Annotated in this window: 18 protein-coding genes and 2 pseudogenes; 16 read left to right on the top strand and 4 right to left on the bottom strand. The window is 39.3% G+C overall.

Annotation, left to right across the window (positions count from 1 at the left end; translation table 11 throughout):
* The first annotated feature begins 76 nt into the window (after nucleotides 1-76).
* The 11 genes and pseudogenes from cidR (at nucleotide 77) to CD039_RS08495 (ending at nucleotide 10,496) form a co-directional block, all read left to right on the top strand.
* On the top strand, nucleotides 77-952 hold the full coding sequence (gene cidR, locus CD039_RS08545; RefSeq protein ID WP_103371963.1) for a cidABC operon transcriptional activator CidR: 876 nt from the start codon (nucleotides 77-79) through the stop codon (nucleotides 950-952).
* 160 nt (nucleotides 953-1,112) lie between these two features.
* Nucleotides 1,113-1,502 (top strand): CidA/LrgA family protein, encoded by a 390-nt coding sequence (locus CD039_RS08540; RefSeq protein ID WP_002470898.1) that lies wholly within the window; start codon nucleotides 1,113-1,115, stop codon nucleotides 1,500-1,502.
* Nucleotides 1,499-2,185, top strand: coding sequence for an LrgB family protein (locus tag CD039_RS08535; protein WP_002470900.1), 687 nt, complete (start codon nucleotides 1,499-1,501; stop codon nucleotides 2,183-2,185). Before CD039_RS08540 ends, CD039_RS08535 begins: the two co-directional genes overlap by 4 nt.
* 81 nt (nucleotides 2,186-2,266) lie before the next feature.
* Entirely contained in the window at nucleotides 2,267-4,009 is a 1,743-nt protein-coding gene (locus CD039_RS08530) for a pyruvate oxidase (protein ID WP_103371962.1), read from the top strand.
* A 131-nt stretch (nucleotides 4,010-4,140) separates the two neighbouring features.
* Nucleotides 4,141-5,529 (top strand): YfcC family protein, encoded by a 1,389-nt coding sequence (locus CD039_RS08525; protein ID WP_103371961.1) that lies wholly within the window; start codon nucleotides 4,141-4,143, stop codon nucleotides 5,527-5,529.
* A gap of 109 nt (nucleotides 5,530-5,638) precedes the next feature.
* On the top strand, nucleotides 5,639-6,202 hold the full coding sequence (locus CD039_RS08520) for a GNAT family N-acetyltransferase (protein ID WP_103371960.1): 564 nt from the start codon (nucleotides 5,639-5,641) through the stop codon (nucleotides 6,200-6,202).
* Between the two features lie 23 nt (nucleotides 6,203-6,225).
* Nucleotides 6,226-6,762 (top strand): VOC family protein, encoded by a 537-nt coding sequence (locus CD039_RS08515; protein ID WP_103371959.1) that lies wholly within the window; start codon nucleotides 6,226-6,228, stop codon nucleotides 6,760-6,762.
* A gap of 21 nt (nucleotides 6,763-6,783) precedes the next feature.
* Nucleotides 6,784-7,752, top strand: a pseudogene (locus tag CD039_RS08510) (D-cysteine desulfhydrase family protein).
* A gap of 169 nt (nucleotides 7,753-7,921) precedes the next feature.
* On the top strand, nucleotides 7,922-8,254 hold the full coding sequence (locus tag CD039_RS08505) for a thioredoxin family protein (protein ID WP_103371958.1): 333 nt from the start codon (nucleotides 7,922-7,924) through the stop codon (nucleotides 8,252-8,254).
* Nucleotides 8,255-8,395: 141 nt separating this feature from the next.
* Nucleotides 8,396-8,908: a GNAT family N-acetyltransferase gene (locus tag CD039_RS08500; RefSeq protein WP_103371957.1), complete on the top strand. Its 513-nt coding sequence runs from the start codon at nucleotides 8,396-8,398 to the stop codon at nucleotides 8,906-8,908.
* A 604-nt stretch (nucleotides 8,909-9,512) separates the two neighbouring features.
* Entirely contained in the window at nucleotides 9,513-10,496 is a 984-nt protein-coding gene (locus CD039_RS08495; protein ID WP_002471576.1) for an alpha/beta hydrolase fold domain-containing protein, read from the top strand.
* A 103-nt stretch (nucleotides 10,497-10,599) separates the two neighbouring features.
* Here CD039_RS08495 and CD039_RS08490 read toward each other — a convergent pair whose 3' ends face one another.
* Together CD039_RS08490 and CD039_RS08485 are read right to left on the bottom strand one after the other, a co-directional pair.
* Nucleotides 10,600-11,757: an ArgE/DapE family deacylase gene (locus tag CD039_RS08490; protein WP_103371956.1), complete on the bottom strand. Its 1,158-nt coding sequence runs from the start codon at nucleotides 11,755-11,757 to the stop codon at nucleotides 10,600-10,602.
* A gap of 1,221 nt (nucleotides 11,758-12,978) precedes the next feature.
* Nucleotides 12,979-13,197: a hypothetical protein gene (locus tag CD039_RS08485; RefSeq protein WP_049410103.1), complete on the bottom strand. Its 219-nt coding sequence runs from the start codon at nucleotides 13,195-13,197 to the stop codon at nucleotides 12,979-12,981.
* Between the two features lie 525 nt (nucleotides 13,198-13,722).
* Here CD039_RS08485 and pgsB point away from each other — a divergent pair.
* Genes pgsB through CD039_RS08465 form a run of 5 tightly spaced genes read left to right on the top strand, consistent with a single transcriptional unit; the run spans nucleotide 13,723 to nucleotide 18,172 of the window.
* Entirely contained in the window at nucleotides 13,723-14,883 is a 1,161-nt protein-coding gene (gene pgsB / locus CD039_RS08480) for a poly-gamma-glutamate synthase PgsB (protein WP_103371954.1), read from the top strand.
* Nucleotide 14,884: 1 nt separating this feature from the next.
* Nucleotides 14,885-15,337 (top strand): poly-gamma-glutamate biosynthesis protein PgsC, encoded by a 453-nt coding sequence (pgsC, locus tag CD039_RS08475; protein WP_002473083.1) that lies wholly within the window; start codon nucleotides 14,885-14,887, stop codon nucleotides 15,335-15,337.
* Between the two features lie 12 nt (nucleotides 15,338-15,349).
* A complete protein-coding gene (locus CD039_RS08470) occupies nucleotides 15,350-16,417 on the top strand; it encodes a CapA family protein (protein WP_103371953.1) in 1,068 nt (355 codons plus the stop codon).
* On the top strand, nucleotides 16,407-16,568 hold the full coding sequence (locus tag CD039_RS11875; RefSeq protein WP_002473102.1) for a hypothetical protein: 162 nt from the start codon (nucleotides 16,407-16,409) through the stop codon (nucleotides 16,566-16,568). Before CD039_RS08470 ends, CD039_RS11875 begins: the two co-directional genes overlap by 11 nt.
* A 2-nt stretch (nucleotides 16,569-16,570) precedes the next feature.
* Nucleotides 16,571-18,172, top strand: a complete 1,602-nt coding sequence (locus CD039_RS08465) for a gamma-glutamyltransferase (RefSeq protein ID WP_103371952.1) — start codon at nucleotides 16,571-16,573, stop codon at nucleotides 18,170-18,172.
* Between the two features lie 328 nt (nucleotides 18,173-18,500).
* Here the strand turns inward: CD039_RS08465 and CD039_RS08460 are convergent, their stop codons facing one another.
* Together CD039_RS08460 and CD039_RS08455 are read right to left on the bottom strand one after the other, a co-directional pair.
* Nucleotides 18,501-19,598, bottom strand: coding sequence for a YkvI family membrane protein (locus CD039_RS08460; protein WP_103371951.1), 1,098 nt, complete (start codon nucleotides 19,596-19,598; stop codon nucleotides 18,501-18,503).
* A gap of 32 nt (nucleotides 19,599-19,630) precedes the next feature.
* A pseudogene (locus CD039_RS08455) lies at nucleotides 19,631-20,967 on the bottom strand (aspartate aminotransferase family protein).
* Nucleotides 20,968-21,082: the final 115 nt, after the last annotated feature.

The following is a 21,082-nucleotide window of genomic DNA, read 5'->3' as shown; positions in this document are numbered from 1 at the left end:
GCTAAAGCTCCCATTTTGGCGAAAAATAAGGTAGTATTAACAGTGAAGAAAGTGATAGATGAGGGGTACGCATCCTATGGATATCAAACAAATGACATATTTCGTTGAAGTCGTGGAACATGGTGGAATGACGAAAGCTTCGAAGCATCTGTATATCGCTCAACCAACGATTAGTAAAGCGATTAAAGATTTGGAAAGTGAATTGGCGATGCCATTGTTCGATAGAAGTAAGCGGCAGTTGGTGCTCACAGATGCGGGAGAAGTCTTCTATCAAAAATGTAAAGAAATACTCAATTTATTTAATGATTTACCGAAAGAAATTAATAGTTTGCTCGGACTCGAAACAGGTCATATTAGCATCGGGCTTTCAGCGGTGATGAATATGAATCAATTTATTGAAATCTTGGGCGAGTTTCATCAGCGCTATCCGAATGTGACGTATAATCTAGTGGAAAATGGCGGAAAGATGATTGAATCTCAACTGGTCAATGATGAAATTGATATCGGGATTACGACATTGCCAGTAGATCAAGCCATCTTTAATTCCATACCACTTTATCAAGAAGAACTGCGTTTAGTGACACATAGAAATCATGCATTGGCGACGAGAGACTCCGTCAATATGAAAGATCTCATTAATGAGGACTTTATCTTATTTAATGAAGATTTCTATCTCAATGACAAGATTATTGAAGCGACGAAGAACGCAGGTTATATTCCGAATACAGTTTCTAAGATATCTCAATGGAACTTTATTGAGAATCTATTAAATGCACATTTAGGCATCAGCATACTACCGGAGAATATCGTGAAGATGCTCGACAGTCACTTCTGTAATATACCGATCGATGACAAGTCGATGTCTTGGGAACTCGGTGTTGTCTGGAAGAAAGATAAATATTTAAGTTATGCGACGCGTCAATGGATTGAATTTATGAGCGAGCGGCTCTAAGCAATATATGAAATATTATTATGAAAGTGAACGCTTTCATAGAAAAAAGTAATAGGTCGTATTTAAATTCAATATTTTAAATATATTGGGGTATGGATTAAAATATATAGTGTACAAAAGAGATAAAGTTTAACTAAATCTTTTGAGAGGGATGAAAAGCATGCAGTTTGCCTGGAAAGTAGTGAGAACACTACTCCAAATACTGTTGTTGATGGGGGTTACGTATGTTGGCAGTGTGATTCAACGTATATGTCATATTCCTATTGCGGGAAGCATCGTTGGATTGATACTGTTATATTTGCTGTTACAATTTAAGATTCTACCAGAAAAGTTCATAAGTTCAGGCGCAAACTTTTTTCTTGCGACAATGATATTCTACTTTGTACCATCTGTAGTGGGCGTTATGGATGTGGCTTCGGATATCAATTTAAATTTCATCGTATTCTTTATACTCATCATATTAGGTACATGTTCTGTGGCGCTAGTATCAGGGTACATTGCTGAGAAGATGGTTAAAAGGGTACATGCTAAAGAGAGTGATTCGCAATGAATTTCTTACATGCATTGCTCATGATCGCTCTTACAGTTGTCGTATATGCCGGTGCGCAAAAGTTACAACGTAAATACCGCACGCCATTGCTCAACCCCGCATTGGTCGCATCACTCGCAATCATTATCGTGCTACTCATCAGTGGTACGACATATAAAAACTATATGGTTGGCGGTAAATGGATTAACTATTTGCTTAATGTCAGCGTTGTTTGTCTTGCATATCCCCTCTATCAGAATCGTCATAAGATATGGGCATACGCAAGAGTTATATTTGCAAGCGTCTTCGCTGGTGTGCTCTTCAATTTTTTGTTAGTATTTACAGCGTTGAAACTTCTCGGTTACTCTAAAGAAGTTATCGTAACTGTCTTGCCGAGATCGATTACAGCTGCAGTAGGTATCCAAGTTTCTCATCAGCTTGGAGGTACTGACACCTTTGCTGTACTCTTTATCATCACTACTGGTTTGCTCGGTAGTATGATAGGTTCCTATTTACTTCGCCTTGGACGCTTTGAAACCTCCATTGCGAAAGGCCTGACTTATGGGAACGCTTCTCACGCCTTTGGTACAGCGAAAGCACTTGAGATGGACATTGAATCTGGTGCCTTTAGTTCAATAGGTATGATTCTAACAGCAGTCTTGAGTTCAATCCTTATTCCCATATTCATCCTGCTATTATATTAAGTTGTAGTATTTGTGTTTGAATAGTAACGCATTTCGTCACAAGAGAGATAAAAATGATAAATCGAAAGGGGCTTTTTCAAAGTGGCAAAAATTAAAGCAAATCAAGCACTCGTTAAAGCATTAGAAGCATGGAATATTGATCACCTTTATGGTATCCCTGGTGACTCAATCGATGCAGTCGTAGATAGCTTGAGAACAGTACGCGAAGACTTGAAATTCTATCACGTACGTCATGAAGAAGTAGCTAGTTTAACAGCAGCAAGCTACACTAAACTTACTGGTAAGATCGGTGTAGCATTAAGTATCGGTGGTCCTGGTATTGTCCACTTATTAAACGGTATGTATGATGCCGAAATGGACAACGTGCCACAACTTATCTTAGCAGGTCAATCAAACAGTACAGTGCTTGGTACGAAAGCATTCCAAGAAACTGATATTCTTAAAATGGTTGACGGTGTAGCTGTATACAGCCACCAAATCACTAAAGATGACAAAGACATCTTCGGTATCGTAAACGAAGCGATCCGCACTGCTTACGAGAAAAAAGGTCCAGCAGTACTCGTACTACCAAACGACTTATTAACTCGTAAAGTTAAAGATACTACAAGCAAGAAAGTAGATACTGCACCACCAGCACGTATCTCACCAAAACCACGTAGTATCAAGAAAGCAGCTAAACTTATCGATAAAAGTAAACGTCCAGTTGTCTTAATCGGTTTAGGTGCGCAACACGCGAAAGAAGAAGTGCGTGAATTTATCGAAACTGCTAAAATTCCAGCAGTTGTGACTCTACCAGCTAAAGGTATCTTACCTGACTCTCACCCATACAACTTAGGTAACTTAGGTAAGATCGGTACGAAACCTTCATACCAAACTATGCAAGAAGCTGACTTGCTAATCATGGTAGGTACAAACTACCCTTACGTTGATTACCTACCTAAGAAAAACATCAAAGCAATCCAAATCGATACTAACCCAGAAGCAATCGGACACCGTTTCGATGTTAACGCGGGTATCGTAGGCGACAGTAAAGTTGCATTAACTCAACTTACTGAATCAATCAAACATGTTGGTGAACGTGACTTCTTAACTAAGACATTACAACGTAAAGCAACATGGGATTCTTGGATGAAAGCGGATAAAGCTAACGAAAGCAAACCAATCCGTCCAGAACGCTTAATGGATGCTATTAACAAAGTACGTCATGACGACGCTGTATTCTCAGTAGACGTTGGTACTTCAACTGTATGGTCTACACGTTACTTGAACTGTACTGTTAACAATAAATTTATCATTTCTAGTTGGTTAGGTACTATGGGCTGTGCATTACCAGGTGCAATCGCATCACGTATCGCTTGGCCAAACCGTCAAGTTATCGGTATCGCTGGTGACGGTGCATTCCAAATGGTTATGCAAGACTTCGCTACAGCAGTACAATACGACCTACCAATGACTATCTTTGTTCTTAACAACGAACAATTATCATTCATCAAATACGAACAACAAGCAGCAGGTGAATTAGAATACGCAATCGACTTCACTGATATGGACTTAGCTAAATTTGCTGAGGCTTGTGGCGGTGTAGGTTACACACTTAAAGACCCTAGCCGCGTAGACGATGTTGTTGCAGAAGCATTAGAACAAGATCGTCCAACAATCGTTAACGTATACGTTGACTCAACTGCAGCTCCACTACCAGGTAAGATTGTTAAAGACGAAGCAATCAACTATGGTAAATGGGCTTACAGATCTATCACTGAAGATAAAAAATTAGATTGGGACGAAATCCCACCATTATCAACAGCAGCAAAACGTTTCTTCTAATTTAATTAATTATTAAACCTATCCTTTCCCGTATAAAACCGAGCCGTTATGGCTCGGTTTTTTTAATGTCTATTGTTTTCATCTTCTCACCTAGGGTATTCATATAAAAATGACTAACAGGAGTGGAACAAATGAGTAAATCTAAGAAACTGCAAATAAAAACACCACACACATATGCTTTATTAATTATGATTATTATCATTGCTTGGCTGATGACTTACTTCATACCAGCTGGAGAATATCAGAGAGAAAAGAAGGGTGACCAGACACTAGTAGTCTCAGGTACATATCATGAAGTTGCTGCCCATCATGGGTCTTTTTTAGAAGTATTTAGAGCAATACCTCAAGGGTTGATTAGTGGTTCAGAAATTGTCTTCTACATCTTCTTAGTAGGTGGCGCCTTTGGTATCGTTCATAAAACAGGGGCTTTTGAGAATGGCGTTAAAAAAGCCATGCATGCTTTAGGTAAAGCGAATTATCTCATGATTCCTTTAACGATGACGGTATTTTCAATTCTAGGCTTTTCAATTGGTCTAGCTGAAGAAACGATTATTTTTGTACCTATAGGAATACTTATAGCGCGAACTTTAGGTTATGATGCACTAACAGGAGCATCGATGGTTATTTTGGGCGCAGCGAGTGGATTCATAGGAGGAATGTTAAATCCGTTTACAGTAGGAGTTGCTCAGAAAGTAGCAGAATTGCCGATGTTTTCTGGATGGGGACTTAGAACGATTATTTATTTCTTTATCTTGATTGCTGCGATTACTACAGTGATGAGTTATGGACATAAAGTGAAGAAAGATAAGACCAAGAGCTTAGTTTACGATTTAGAACAAGAAGATAATGATTTTACGCAAAGTGAAACGTCTCATCATTTTAGTAAAAGGGAAGCCCTATGCTTAATGCTTATCGTTCTAGCTATATTTATTAATGTTATTGGTATTTTCACGTTAAATTGGTCATTCAATGAAATGAGTGCTAACTTCTTACTAATAGGTATAATGGCTGGATTTGTCGGTGGTTTAGGATTTAATGGAACATTTGATGCACTCATTGAAGGGATGGAGAATGTTCTGTTCGGCGCATTAGTTGTTGGGTTCGCTAAAGGTATTATCGTATTATTAGAAGATAGTAAAGTTATCGATACCATCGTACATGGTATGACCACACTTTTAGCGGATGTGCCGTCATCATTCGTTATTTTAGTGATGTTCATCTTTCAATTTTTCCTAAACTTCTTTATACCCTCAGGCTCTGGCCAAGCGCTAACAACAATGCCATTAATGGTACCTATTGCAGATTTATTGCATATCAACCGACAAATGACTGTATTAGCATTTCAATATGGGGATGCCATCAGTAATGTGCTATTTCCAACTTCAGCCATTTTGATGGGAGCACTTGCTGTTGGAAAGATTCCATATACGAAGTGGTTAAAGTTTGCTTGGAAATTGATTTTACTATGGGTCATTATTTGCGCAGTAGCAATGTCTGTCGCGCTTTTACTTGGATATTAAAAAGTTGAGGTTTAAACATTAATAGTTTAAAAGTTCGTCATCTAAAAATATTGAACTATTCTGATAATAGACTTATGATAGGTGTAATACCTTTAAGGATGTGACACGTATGACCAATTTATTATTGAAGCTTAAGGTAGACGAACACATCTATCTAGCACAACCTGAAATGTATATGGCGGAAGAGCTGTACCATGTTATTCAAGATAATATGGCACATCTTAAACCATTTCTTGACTTTATCGATGAATCGGTTTCTATTAAAGATGAAGAAAACTATTTAAGGATGATGTTACGTCTTCAAGCTGAGGGTAAAGGACGCGTCTTCATCATTTATTATGATGATCAACTGATTGGTACGGTGGATATTCATAATGTGAATGTTCATTTTCAACGCGCTGAGGTAGGATATTGGATAACTCAGGGGTTTAGCGGGAAGAATATCATTACAAGGTGTCTTAAAGTCATGTGCGACTTTGTGTTTACACATCTGAATATCAATAAATTAATGTTGCTTGCTGAAGTGGACAACACTGCGAGTAATAAAGTCGCTACCAAAGCTCATTTTCAATACGTAGGGCAGTTGCGCGAACACTTGTTGACACATGGCCACTTTAAAGATGCGAATCAATATGAGTTGTTGAAAGCAGATTATTATAAAATGCTAAAGTAAACAATCTAATAGGAGGAATAACTGTGGCAATCACAAGAGGAATTAATCATATAGGACTTACTGTACCAGATATGGAAGAAGCGACACGATTCTTTAAAGAGGGATTGGACGGTAAGATTGCTTATGATAGCCAAACGAAGACGGAAGAACCACGGGGTGGCCGTCACGTAGAACATATCCTCGGACTTGAACGTGGAGCCCAAATTATCCATAAACGTATGATGGTCTTTGGCAATGGTCCGAATATCGAAATGTTTGAGTTCGAAGACGCACGTCAACGCGGAGCAGAATCCCTGCAAGACGTTGGGTTTACGCATATCTCATTCTATGTAGAAGCAGAGGACTTTGACGATGCATTCAAGCGTATTCAAGAGGCTGGAGGCACGCCTTTGTCTGACCCCCATAGCAATACACGTTATGAGGATACTGAAGGGAACCAAACTGTTTACGTTAAGGCACCGTGGGGCAGCTTGATTGAACTCCAAACGGTTCCGAACGGCTTTTACTACCCAGAAGATAGTGAAGCTACATTATTTACACCTCAACCGACGAAAGACTAAACCGATAGGGAGTGTGAGCACATGTTAGAGAATAAATTGGATGTTGCACAGTTAGATACGCCAATTCAGAAGTTAGAGAATTTAAGCCAGGTCTATGGTAAAAATATTTATATCAAACGAGATGATTTCACTGGTACAGAGCTATCAGGGAATAAGATACGCAAGTTAGAGTATACGATCCAATATGCGCTCGACCATGACTACGATACGATTATCACAACAGGTGCGGTCACATCGAATCATGCGCGAGCTACGACAGCGTTATGTGCTAAGCAGAATCTTGAGTGTCATCTTGTGCTTTCAGGTTCCTAACAACTTGTGGAAGGGAATCTGTTCTTAGATCAACTGATGGGCGCTCAAATTCATTCAATTGAATCAAGTGATGAGCGAGATGTTACAATGGAGACAATCGCTTCTGAGCTTCAGGAAGAGGGGAAACGACCGCTCATCGTTCCTGTAGGTGCTTCAGACTGGATTGGGACACATGGCTACGTCAACGCCTACAAAGAGATTCTGAAGCAGGAACATCAACTCGGTATCAAATTCGACGTGATTAACGTTGCTGTGGGTTCAGGTGGTACCTATGCAGGTTTGTGGTACGGCAATCACCATTATCAAAGCAATAAACAGATTGTCGGCTATGATGTAGATGCAGATCGTGAGACTTTTACTGAAAAAGTGAAGCATTTAGTGAAAGATTTAGATAAAAGTGTGACAGACTTTGAGACCATCGATATTAACGATCACTATGTAGGACAAGGTTATGGACAAGCGACGGATGAAGAGCTACGGTTTTACATCGAGGTCGCTCAGAAAGAAGGGCTTGTGCTCGATCCTACTTATACTGAAAAATCCTTCAGAGGAATGATAACAGAACTTGAAAACGGCACATTTGATGATGCCGAGAATATACTATTTATTCATACAGGAGGCTTACAAGGGTACACGCAAGAAGTGAGAGAACGGATGTTAAAGCTACTCGACGATTAGAGGAAACCGAATGAAAGATCGGGCGCTTTAGTTCTTGGCCTTGTATAACGGTTGAGTGGCCGTTGCTGGGGTATGACAACGACTAAGGTCATCCTAGTTAAGAATATACGACGTCAATGATACAGAAATATTTCATATGAGTTAATATACAAAATTGAGGTGAGCACAGATGCAACAAATTAACAGTATCGAAGAATTCCACCAATTTATCACGTCACATCCTTTGGTTATCGTACACGTGATGCGCGAGAACTGTAGCGTGTGTCATGCTGTCTTGCCTCAGATAGAAATGATGCTGAAGGATTATCCTGATGTGCCACTCGGCGTGATTAACCAGACTCACCTTGAAGAAATAGCAGGCGAGCTCTCTATCTTCACTGTCCCTGTAGACCTTATTTATCTCGAAGGTAAAGAAATGCATCGCCAAGGCCGTTTCATCGATATGCAAGCCTTTGAACATCAGTTGAATCAAATGGCTGATTATGTTTTTAAAGACGAGTGAAATAACACGATTTCAGTAATGACATTTGACGACCCTATAAAGTAATTATCATATTAATTCTAATAACCATGCATATGTGACGCGCGACGAAATATGATGTATGATAGATATAATTATTTTTATAAGTGGGGGGCTTTTAAAATGAAAATCGAAAGAATATGTCCAGATGAAACCAAGAATTTATACAACTGCATGAAGCAAATCGATAGCGAAAGCCAGTTTATGCTATACGCGCCAGATGAACGGAGTTATAACGAAGAGACGTTAAAAGATAATATTAAGCATAACTTCTATATTGGTCTGAAGACAGATGAGGGCGATATTAAGGGCTATTCGTTTGTCCATATCAGTTCAGTGGCAAAAATTAAACATATCGGCTATATCATTACGGGTATTGAAAATAATTACCACCATCAAGGTTATGCGACGCAAATGTTCGAAGAAATCATTAAATGGGCGAAAAATAAAGGACTACGTCGTCTTGAACTCACTGTTCTCACGCATAATAATCCAGCTATCAAATTATATGAAAAGATGGGCTTCAAGATCGAAGGTATTAAACGCCAATCTATTTATATGGATGGTCTTTATCATGACGAGTTGTACATGGCGATGTTATTAGACGAATCTCCTGAAACAACTTTAGCTTTCTAGAGAGCCTTTCATTGTTTTTTACTGTGTCGCTAAAGAACACTCATTGCTCATTTACGTGGTAGTAAAATCGCTGCTTCGCGTTCTTCAGCTCCGAGTAAAAAAGAATGCCAGCCACTCTATAAGAGATTGGCGGTTGCTCCCGCTGTTTTTTACTTTGGCGCTGACATTATTTCTTTGTTTAATTGAACGGTAGTAACATCGAGCTGCTGATGATATCAGCAATGCGCGATCCAAGAGCGCCATTTATTTTAAATGGATTTAACAGTAGAAAGTGCATTGCTCGCTGCTTCGCATAAAAATTACATTATTTAAAGTTTAACTCTTATAATCTATTTAACGATAGGCAACTTTTAACCATACACTCTGCTTACATATAAGATAGAGTGTTTTTTACTATCCTTAAACGGTGTGTCTACGTAGCATTAAATTTCATTAAATAAGGCCACCACAGATTTATTGTACAAAGATAGAAAGTTTCTCCCATCTCGATATGAAGCGGTCAAGCATGAAAAATAATATCGGTGCCTGTAGAGTGTTTCACTAAAATTCTGGGTATAAATAAGATACACTAAAGATAAGAGAGCGAACTAGGAGGTAAATAGAATTGTTGAAGAAAGTATTAACTGCAGTAGCAGGCGTGGGTGGCCTTGCGTTGGCATCTTACTGTTATGCGCGAATTAAAGAAAGAAGAAGTTATCGTAGCTTCCTACTCGAGCTTAAACTTCGCGCTTCTGGTATGAAGAAGCCGTTTACAAATATCTCAGACGCGCAAGTTGCTTTGGATAAGGTAAGTCCGCATACGAAAGGTCTATTCCAAGGTATTGACTACAACTTTAAACATAAAGCGGATAAGTTAGAAGTAAAGGGCTCAACCGTGTATGTCGTTAATAATCTAGAGAATCGTCAACAACCGGTTGTGCTGTACATTCATGGTGGCGCTTGGTTCCAAGATCCGATTAAACCACACTTCGAGTACATTGACGAGCTAGCTGAGACGCTCAATGCAAAAGTGGTTATGCCAGTTTATCCTAAAGTTCCTCATGCAGACTATAGAGCGACATTTGATTTATTAGAGACGCTTTATAAACAATTATTAAAAAGCGTAGAGCACAATCATCAACTCATCTTGAGTGGGGATTCAGCAGGTGGACAGATTGCTTTAGCGTTTGCACAACAATTAAAGCAACTTCATTTACCACAACCTAGCAACATCATACTCAATTCTCCAGTACTCGATGCGACATTTAGCGATCCTGAAGCGAAAGTATATGAACAATTCGATCCGATGATTGGCATTGAAGGAAGCAAATTCTTCCTAGAGTTATGGGCTGGAGATAAAGATTTATCAGACTGGCAAATTTCACCAATTAACGGGGATCTCACAGATTTAGGACACATAACGATTAACATCGGTACGAAAGAAACGTTATACCCTGAAGCATTGAAACTTTCTTACAAACTGCAAGAGTTAGGTATCGCGCATGATTTCGTTCCGGGTTATAACCTTTATCACATTTATCCAATCTTCCCGTTACCAGAACGACAAACGTTCCTCAGACAGTTAAAGCAAATTGTGAATAAACATTAGTAAAATGCATGAAATACACAGAAAAATAGGCGATGCGATGTAAACTAGAAATTACGTCGCGTCGCCTATTTTATATATTAACTATAGCGTTAAATATCACACATTATTTTAGATTTTCCAGATAAGACGGCAACATCTCAGTAAAGAGATCAATAAACGTTAAATAAGTAGATTTCGTTACATATTCATCTACTTGATGTGCCTGACTAATATGACCTGGACCGAACATGATGAACGGGAAGTCCTCATCTTTGTCTTGTAATAAATCGGAAGCATCAGTCACACCTGGTGATGGAAGGGCTTCTAGATCTGCATTTAAGTATTGATGCCCCATATTCTGTGCCAATTTCACCAAGCCATTAGTACCCGTAGTTAACACAGGTGGACGAGACATGTACGTATCGACTTCGATATCTGTCTTATCCGTTTCTACTTCTTTAAGCACCTCTTTGAAGTATGAAACAAATTGATCATTGTCATGTTCTGGAATGGTACGAATGTTAAATTCTGATTCAGCATATTCCGGAATAGAGTTCACTTGCGTACCGCCGTTAAACAACGTCGCATTTAGTACTGGAGAACCTAACGTATCGTTCGTTTGATCAAATTTGTGGAAACCTTCATCAATTTTATAAATAAACTTCACAAGTGGTGAAATCGCATTAAAGCCTAAGTCAGGCATTGAACTATGCGCAGCCTTACCAGTTGAGCTCACGCGGATATCCATGGAACCTTTGTGGGCGTAAATGATACGGTCCTCAGACGGTTCAGCAATCACGAGCGCATCCACATCGTCCATGTAGCCTTTGTCGTGGAACGCTTTCGCACCTTCTCCCGCAATTTCTTCCCCAGCCGTAGCGAGCAGTCGAATTCTACCATGTTTCAGACTTTGAGAAGCATTGATATCAATCATACTGATCACGAATGCAGCGAGACCCGATTTCATGTCCGCAGCCCCTCTACCATAGAGCTTGCCGTCCTCTTCTGTAAGGGTAAAAGGATCGTGCGTCCAGTTATCTTTATTACCGGGTGCTACGACATCCATGTGACCAGAAATACCTAGCACAGGTCCGTCTGTACCAATTTCTGCCACGAGATTTGCGCGTGTCTCGTTGAGTTGGATAATTTCGGATTTGATGTCGTGCTGTTGTAAAAGGTCGTGGAGATATTGGCAGACTTCGAGTTCGTTATCATTCACTGATTCTATTTTGACTAAATCTTTGAGTAGGTTGAGTTTGTCTTTTTCGGTAAATTGACTCATATTTATGACCCCTTTGAGATAAGTTTATAATATAAGTATATCGAATATTCAGATATTTGTATAATTAAAAATATGCAATATCGAGACTTACTTCAATCTGCTTGCTTAAGGGTCGTCACTCAACTAATTATTGCTACCTTTGGCAGCAATAATGGATTTTCGTTGACGACTATTTCCTTCAAGCGTCAGATTGGTAAGTCTCTTAATTGAAATTTAAATATACTGATTTTCTCAAAGACATAGGTTGGTTGTATGGGGAGAAATAAAGAGCATCCTCTTAAAAGTATTGTTGACAACTATTTTCTTCAGGCATCAGCCTTAATAGGCTCTTATGTAGAATAAACTATACTCAAAGCCATAGGTTGGTTGTGTGGTGAGAATAGAGAGCTCTCACTTATAAGATTTCGTTGACGACTATTTCCTTCAAGCGTCAGATTGGTAAGTCTCTTAATTGGAATTTAAATATACTGATTTTCTCAAAGACATAGGTAGGTGGTGTAGAGAATAATAAAGAGCGTCGTCTTAAAAGTATTATTTACAACTAATCCTTCAGGCGAAAGGTTGGTAAGTCTCTTGTTTAGAATAAAAGTTATACTGATTCACTCAAATATTTAGGTTAATTGTGTGACGAGTTATTATAGTATTTCCTTGGAAGATTATTATCAAGAGAAATTTAATTATACGTAAAGAAGTAGGCAATGAAAGAGAGAATGATGTATGAATGAAGAATGACATTATTATTCAAATATTAGTCACCTCTATACTCAAATAACCAAACTATAGATTTTTTTGAGGATGAAATTAGAAATTAATAATAAAGATGCTAACTTAGTAAGAAAACAATTTTGAAGGAGTAGCAGAACGGAAATCCACCTTTAATACAAAAAGAAAGAATAACTTAATTTATCATTAAACAATATGGTTAGACAAGTTTTCAATGTCGACTTGAGACACTTGAGGGAACAAGGCTGCAATGAAAATCCATTTCTCGAGCTATAAAGCGAAAGAAATTAGTTGAATGCAGCCCCCTAAGTAAGCGAAAGTCAAAACATTGAAAACGACGAATCTAAAGGAATTTCCGTTCTGCTCTCAACGAGAGTCATAGTAACGAAACATCATAAATTAAAACGACAACAAACTCAATGGTTTGTTGTCGTCGTCCTTCAATTGCGTATTAGGGTGAGGTGTAATGAAATTGTTCAGAATAAGGTGGAGTTGGGCTTACATACATAGTGTGTTGTATAAATAAAGATCACTCTTAGAGGATGAAGGGATTTGACTCACATGTTTCACTTTCTTGTAACTGTTAGCATCTTGCACTGCACCTCGCATGTCGTTGCCTTGTAAGCTGCCGATGAGTATGAGGATAAGATACGTACTGCAACCTAACAACATAACAGTGAGATAGATGCCGATTGCCATTTTTACGGGTTTGCGCACGAAGATTTGTCCCCCTTACGTAAGATACCTTGGATTATGGATGTAAGTATGAGCAATAACCTTTGCTCACTTTTAACTTACCATCGTGATATTAATCTATTGTAAATTAATAGTTAAAATTATATTTATCTTCGGAATTTAAAGTTTATGGCTTTTTCTTCAAAATATATTCATTGCTATATTGTAAATAGCACAAAAATAACTTAAACTAATTGTATAAGTTTTTGGGGAAGCGTTTTCGATTATGAAACAAAATTTAAGCTAAATTTACATAGAGTATAAATAATTAAAATTGAATTAATAGCGATATGCTAGTGTGGTCTTCAATAGGGATATGAAGTATAGATAATCAGCAATCTTTTCAACCGATTAGATTGTTTGGCTGAGTATCTCCGTTTTGGTGAAATTGTAAAAAATGTAACCAAAGAAATTTTATGAAAGACTGACACTAGATTTTTTTATATCTTTAACGCACCTGAAATCGACCTTAGTGTCAATACAACTTAATGAAGAGAGGGACGTAACTTGGTATTAATCATAATTTGCGTAGGATTAATTCTCTGGCTCGGCATCATCGACAAACGCAAACATGCGAGACGACTAGAGAAGATTCTGGTTCGAATTAACATCAACGGTATTCGAGGCAAGTCCACGATCACTCGCTTGATTTACGGTATGTTACGTGAAGATGAGTACCGTGTGATTGGTAAGACGACGGGTACGGATGCACGTATGATGTACTGGTTTACGCCACGGGAATATCCTGTCTATCGTAAACCACAAGGCGCTAACATAGGGGAACAGCGCGATATTATTCGCAAGGTAGTCAAACAGAAAGCCAACGCACTCGTTAATGAATGTATGGCTGTGAATCCAGACTACCAAATTACTTTCCAGAAGGATTTAGTTAAAGCGAATATTGGCGTCATCGTCAATGTAATGGAGGACCATATGGATGTGCTTGGTCCAACGTTAGATGAGGTCGCTCAAGCCTTTACAGCGACGATTCCTTATAACGGTCATCTCGTGATTATGAAAGATGACTATACTGACTTTTTCATCAAAGAGGCTAAGAAACGGCACACCACACCTATCGTGGTAGACAAGAATACAATCTCAGAAGATTTTCTGCGCCGCTTTGACTATCTGGTCTTCCCAGACAACGTCGCGATAGCTATCGGAGTGGCAGAGGCGTTAGGTATTGACCAAGAAACGGCTGAGCGAGGCATGCTGAATGCGCCACCGGACTCAGGCGCGGTCAACATCGAGTACTTCACTGCGAATAATACGACGAATGTCTACGTCAACGCTTTCGCTGCCAACGAGCCTCAGTCTACGAAAGCGATTCTCAACAAAGTGGAGTCTTACAACTATCCTTACACCAAGAAAGTGGTCATCTTAAACTGTCGTGGTGATAGAGTGGATCGCACGCGTATGTTTGCGGAGAACTTTATCGCTGAAGTCGATTACGACACGTTAATCTGTACGGGTAAAAGTACGCAGCTCGTAACTGAAATCATGCGTTCACAACCCGATAAGAAATATTTAAACTTCGAAGGTCATGATATCCATGATGTCGAAGAAGCAGTGTTACATGAAGCACAGAACGCACTGATCTTCTGTGTTGGTAATATTCATGGACATGGTAAACAAATTGCCCAATATATAGAAAGGATAGGAAAATAACATGATAGGTTCAGAATTATATTTCTCATTATTCGTCGGCATCGTACTCAGTTTAATCTTTGCCGAAAAATTTGGTATTAGTCCAGCTGGGCTCGTAGTTCCAGGTTATTTAGCACTCATCTTTGATCAGCCCATAATGTTACTTTCAGTACTCGTCATCAGTTGCATTACATACTTTATCGTCAATCATGGTATCAGCCGTGTCGTCATCCTGTATGGACGTCGTAAGTTCGCAGCGATGATCTTAACAGGTATGGTCATGAAGTTTATCTTTGATTTAATCTATCCGCTCACACCCTTTGAGATGGTCGAAATGTCAGGTATCGGGGTAGTCATCCCTGGTATCATTGCTAATACGATTCAGAAACAAGGTGCAGTCATCACATTATCCACATGTATGTTACTCACTTGTATCACGTATGTCATTCTCTTCTTCTACAGCTTTATTAGTTAGTGAGGGTTAGTTATGAAGGATAAACAATTTACAATTTCTGAACGCGTCTTAAAGTGGACAAAGAAGACGAAGAAATATAATTTCATTATCATGATTACCATCACAATTATTGCCGTGTTACTGCTCATCTTTGCGATGACACGACAAACCATTGAGCCTGTGAAAGGTATGGCTAAGAAGAATGATGACATACAAATGACCTATTTAGGGAACGTGAACTTGGATAAACATATGCGGATGCAAGATTTAGATCATACTTTCGGAGCACTTCAAGATATGCTCAAACAGAGTGACTATTCCACAGCAAGCCTCGAAACAAGTAAGCTTGCTGGCAATCAGAACGAGAACATCAAGAAGAATATCGAGAACATTATGTCCTTGAAGAAGCTTAATTTGAAGACGCTCAATCTCGTGAATGACAAGTTAGATAATAAGCAAATTCAAGAGTTAAATAAAAGGATAGAAGCCCAGACAGATTATAACTTTTTAACTGGTAACGGCTCTAACCTCATCAACAGTAAAGCAGTGCAACAAGATATTAAAGGTAAGAAAGTGGCTACTATTTCACTCACAGATACGAGATCAGACTATACAGATTCGTTAAAAAATACTACTTCTATCAGCATGGAACCTCGTATATTCATCCCACTCATCAAGAAGTTGAAAGAGCAGAATGATTACGTGGTCGTCAACGCAGATTGGGGAATTCCTAACGAGAAACAAGTTACGACAAGACAGCGTGAATTTGCGCATGCGATGGCGGATTCAGGCGCAGATGTCATCGTAGGTCACAATAGTGTCGTTCAAGAAATAGAACAATATAAAGGTACGGATGTCTTCTATAGTTTAGGTAATGTCACAGCGGAAGGTTTCTTGTCTAAGACGAAACAAGGATTGGCCGTGCAACAGAATTGGAATGGCAAGCATTCTAAATTCAAATTAACGCCTATTAAGACCAAAGGCGGCGTTGTGTCAGAAGCGAATCCAAACAAAGTTGAAGAACGTAAACTATTGAATAATATTCAAACGAAAGATGTGAAGTTGAAGAAAGAGAACGGAGGTTACGTCTATGAGAACTAAAGAGAGATGGGTCTATATCGCAATCATTGCTATCATTGTCGTGATCTTTCTCATGGTTACTTTTGCGAAAGCGAATGAAGGACTCGATCATTACGAGAAACAAGATATCCAAATCGAGCGACAACAATATCTATCTAAAGGAGCCAGCTAAGTATGTCAATGTATAACAAGAAATTCCTCATTGTAGTCTTAGCGCTTGTTATTGTCGTCTCCTTCATCTTCTACTTTGTAACTAAACCGGACAGCTACAACAAAGACGACCTTTACGAGAATAAGATTGCAGACCATAATCAGAACTATTCTAATAAGAAATACGGCGTGGCAACGAATAACCCTATTGCGCAACGTGTTGGAGAGAAGATTATCAGCGATGGGGGGAACGCGGTAGATGCTGCGATTGGTGTCTCTTACGCATTAGCAGTTACAGAACCTCACTCTTCCGGTATTGGCGGCGGTGGTGCCATGTTGACTTATGATGGTAAAGAGAACGACGAGCCGAACCAATATCAATATAAAGACATCTCCTCTTATGATTATAAGCAAGGGGACCAAATTGGTACGCCAGGCTTTGTGAAAGGGATGCACGACGTTCATGAGAAAGAAGGTAAGATGGATGAGAAAGACATCTTGAACCGTGTCATCCCATTAGCGAAAGATGGTTTTGAAATCGATTCAGAGCTTGAACGTAGCTTGAAACTTTTCGGTGATAAGATTGACCGCGATACACCATTCTTTAACGATGAGAAGACGAAGCGTCAAGGTGACGTTGTTAAACAGCCTGAGCTAGCGAAGACGTTAGAAGGTATCAGAGATCATGGTCCAGATTACTTTTACGATAAGGTAGGTAAAAGTATTTCAAAACAGCTCGATGATAAATTGACAGAGAAAGACTTTAAAGACTACAAGCCAGAACAAAAAGACCCTGTCAGCACGACGTATCTCAACAATAAAGTCTATTCAGCATCTAACCCACTCGGTGGTACATTAATGTTACAAGGATTGAAGATTGATGAAAGTGTCAATGATTCGCCGACATTAAACGACCGTGATGACTTTATTCAAAACATCATTGACGCGCGTGACTTGATGTATCGTAACCGCGATATCGTTAACGGTAACGATGCAGACTATAGCCAATATTTATCTCAAGATTACATTTCTGGAGAACTTCAGAAGATTAAAGCAGGTAACGGCTTTGACAATAGCTTCTCAAATGATATTGAAACGATGTCTACTACACACTTTGTCGTTATCGACAAGCAAGGTAAGATGGCAAGTACAACGAATACGTTATCTAGTTTCTTTGGCTCTGGTAAGTTTATGAAAGAAGGCTTCTACATGAATGACTCACTGTCCAACTTCTCTCAATCCGAAGCGAGTCCAAACCATGGAGAACCACATAAACAGCCGAGATCCTTTACTGCACCATCTATTGTGGTAGGTCCTGATTTCTATCTCGGTATTGGTACACCAGGTGGTAACAAGATTCCTACGACAGAGAACGAAGTCCTTATCGATTACTTACGTGGTCAAGGCACGTTACAACAATCTATCGATAAACCCCGTTTCTACAACGACGGTGATACGGTTTATTATGAAAATGCGATGAAGAAAAGCGACATTGAAACATTCGAACGTATGGGCTATCAAACAGAAGAGAAACGTAACGATCCTAACTTTGGTAGTATACAAGCCGCATCATTCAATAAGAAAGATAAACGTGTAGAAATTGGTCACGATGTAGGTAATAGGTAGGAATAAAATAAATGCATTACAAATCCCCCGCCATTTGATTATGGCGGGGTTAACTATTGAAACGTATCTATCACATTAATACAAAGAGCTTGGGACATAAATGTGAATTGACTTCTAAGATAAATAAAAAGCAAGCTTAAAATAAATTCTTGAGCAAATTTTCAATGTGTACTCGAGACGCTTGATGGATCTAGACCACAACGAAAATCCATTCTTCGAGCTCTTTGAGCGAAAAGAATTAGTTGAGTGTGGTCCCATAAGCAAGCGAGAGTTATAACTTTGAAAATTAATAAGTTTTAATTTTGTCTCAGTCTCTTTAAATATATGTCTATCCATTTTCACTACTACTGCGACTAGGAACGACTGAATTCCATAAAGTACGGAGGAAGATAGCGATGACTACCAACGCACCGACATAACCCGTAAATGGATAAACAGTGGACACAAGTTTGTCGAAAGGTAACATTCCGCAAAGAATAAATATAATGCCGAGTGCTACAGTGAGCGTGTAGTTAAATGATTTCGGAATGAATTTCAAGAATTCATTTTTAACTAACCAGAACATCGGAGCTGTCGTAGAATATATACCGAGTAGAATACATACTGAGAAGATGACAGCTACAATTGGTGATATCGTCTTACCTAGATAAAGTACAGGGACTTGTAGGTGAAAGACGTGATGTGCGTGTGCTAACATCGCTAGAATCATAAATACGACAGTCAACATCAAGCCACTCGCGCCAACAAATGCTGTAAGACCGGCTTCTCTCTTGCTCGTAGATTGGCGACCAAGCTGAGTGAAGAAAATCGTACCAGCTAAGATGTTGTAACAGAAGAACAACGCTCCAGACTGCCACCAAGAGTGTGTCGGACGTACTTGTTCTGCTAAGTGCGGCATATTATTCAATGACGGAATCTTGCCAATATTTTGTAGAAAAACGACAAGACAAATACCAATTGTTAGTACTACGATTACAGGGCCGACTGTGCCTATGATATCAACGAGCTTACGTAGACCTAGGATTACCGTAATCATCGCGATGAAGCCCATTCCGAGAATACCGACGAGATTAGGCAAATGGAATTGTTGTGCGACTACTGCGCCTGTTCCTGCGATAGTGATGACTACGATGCTAAATAAGAAGAGTATTGTAAAGTATTCGATAATCGTTCCGAGTATATTGCCGCAATAATATTTAAAGATATGACCTGGTTGTTCAAGTTGCAAATCATGACCTTTCATCATTAACGTCGATCCTAAGAAACAGAATAAGAGTGCACTCACAATCGCTGCGAATATACCATAAATTCCAAATGAAGCGAAGAATTGCATCACTTCTTGTCCTGTTGCAAATCCCGAGCCGATTAAGTATGCAATGTAAGCGCCGCTCAATTTAAATACGTTACTTACACTTACTTTCTGCATCTAATACCCCCCAATGTTTGATTTAAATTGTCTTACCATCCTTGTCCAGAAATTTCGTAATTATCGAGTTCGCCGTTAGTGAGCTTCTCAAATGCTTCCTCTAAGACATCAAGTGCTGTATCGAGTTGCTCGTAAGTGATGACTAATGGTGGTTGGAAGCGGAGTACATTTCCTGCGACAGCGATAATGATAACGCCATGCTCGAACGCGTAGTTACAAATCTTTAAAGCTGCGTCATTATCTCGCGTCTTAGCTTGTCGGTCTGACACGATATCGATACCAATAGATAAGCCTCTACCTCTGATGTCACCGATAAAGTCGTATTGTGCTTCCCAATTTGCCATACGTTGACGTACGTAAGCACCTTTCTCAGTGCTGGCAGTCAACAAGTCATCGTCTTCAATCATTTGTAAAGTAGCTAAGGCTGCTTCACAACTCACTGGATTGGCACCTGTCGTAAAGAGGTGAGCAGGTGCATCGAGCGTGTTCATGATTTCTTCTCTACCCACGACGGCTGACATAGGTAAGCCACCTGCGAGAGATTTACCGTAAGAGATTAAATCCGGTTCGATGTTGTAATGTTCTACAGAACTCCAAGTGCCTGTACGTCCGAGCCCTTGTTGTATATCATCTACTGCGAGTAATATACCGTTCTCGCGACATAACGCTTGAAGTGCTTCGAAATAGCCGTCTACAGGTTCAATGAGACCACCGTCGCCTTGAATCGTTTCAATCATGATACATGCGACTTCATCAGCTGGTACATATTTATTGAACATCTCTTTGAGTGGTGCTAAGTATTCCTCTACAGTACCTGGTTCTGAATGTTCAAACATGCCACGATACTTATCAGGAAACGGTATATGGTAAAAGCCAGGTACGAGTGGCGCATATTTTTTACGCATATTTAAACTAATCGCTGACATAGATAATGCTCCGTAAGTTGAGCCATGATAGGCATTCGTGAAACTAATGATGTAAGGTCTACCAGTGATCCACGTGCCAACTTGATGATACCGTCATTGGCATCCGAGCCTGAGAGTCCAAATAAGACACGTTTCTCGAAGTTGCCTGGTGAGATTTCGCATAACTTCTTGCTCAGTTTCACTAACGGTTCGTGATACATGTAAGCCGGTGTGTAATGGATGAAACGGTCCACTTGTGCTTTGATTGCTTCCGTCACTTGTTCAGGTGCGTGTCCCACGTTCTGTGAACTTGCGCTAGCGAGTAAATCAATGTAAGATTTCCCATCAACGTCTGTAAGGATCGCGCCCTTTCCTGATTCGATAGCTAAAGGATAATATTTGATCCGTCCTGGTTTCGCAAAATACTTGCTGTCTTCCGATATTAATGATTGTGCTTTGCTCATAATTAATTCCTCCCCGTAATATGAAGTTCATCTAGTAGTTAAAAGAGGTGACTTCATAAGATAACTGACTTAAGTCCCTTAAGTTATTCTCAATTTCTATCTCCTTTGTCTGAAA

The sequence above is a fragment of the Staphylococcus argensis genome, from assembly GCF_002902305.1.
Classification (GTDB): domain Bacteria; phylum Bacillota; class Bacilli; order Staphylococcales; family Staphylococcaceae; genus Staphylococcus; species Staphylococcus argensis.
This window is presented reverse-complemented; position numbering and strand designations above follow the sequence as displayed.